This window comes from Paenibacillus agaridevorans, assembly GCF_003112455.1.
Taxonomy (GTDB): domain Bacteria; phylum Bacillota; class Bacilli; order Paenibacillales; family Paenibacillaceae; genus Pristimantibacillus; species Pristimantibacillus agaridevorans.
Window position 1 is genome coordinate 1 of sequence record NZ_BDQX01000260.1, and the last position, 732, is coordinate 732.

At 49.3% G+C, this 732-nt stretch carries 1 protein-coding gene; it reads right to left on the bottom strand.

The window, feature by feature from the left end; all coding sequences use genetic code 11:
• Nucleotides 1-732 (bottom strand): putative collagen-binding domain-containing protein (locus tag PAT3040_RS22040; protein WP_146200511.1); only part of this gene is annotated, 732 nt, incomplete at both ends.

Sequence of the window (732 nt, forward strand, 5' to 3'; positions counted from 1 at the left end):
AGGTGTTGTTTGGAGCAAATACCGGCAGCATCTGTTGATTGCCAAGGAATTCGTTTCCGCCATCGATAATGGTCAGACTTTGCGCTTTGGCTGGAGGGGCTGCCTTATCTTGCCGGGTAATAATAACCGTTTTAGAAGCCGACAGTTGGCCGTCAGCGTTCTGTGTCGCCGTCACTCGTACAACTCCGTTTTTCAAGGCAGTCAATAAGCCATTTTGATCAATCGTCGCTGCATCCGTGGAAGAGCCATCCACATTACTCACTTCCCAATCCACCGATGCGGCTGTATGCTCCACATTAACGGCAGCCGACATCTGCAGCGTACCATGCTGCACATTAATCGTTGTGGATTGATTCGCACTGGATACAACTAACTTCGGCGCAAGCGCAGATTGGTCTGATGTGACCAAGAGCACCCAGTCCAATCTGTCGGGCTTTGCCGGGATCGCCCATTGTCCGTTAACCGGTGTCACCTGCTCCGATATTAACGTGTACTCGCCCGTTCTTGTGTTATACCACTCCGCTTTGTACACCGTACTCGCCATCTGTTTAAGGGTACCCGTTACTGTATTAGACTCGGCGAAATAAGCGATATACGTTTTATTGCTATCATGCAACAGATAGGATATATCTTTCCCCGTAAAATCGGCATAGGTCGTATCCCGGAAAGCAGGCGTTAGCTTCCACCACTGCAAGCTTTCATAGAAGTTCTTGAAATGCGTCATCTGTGAGC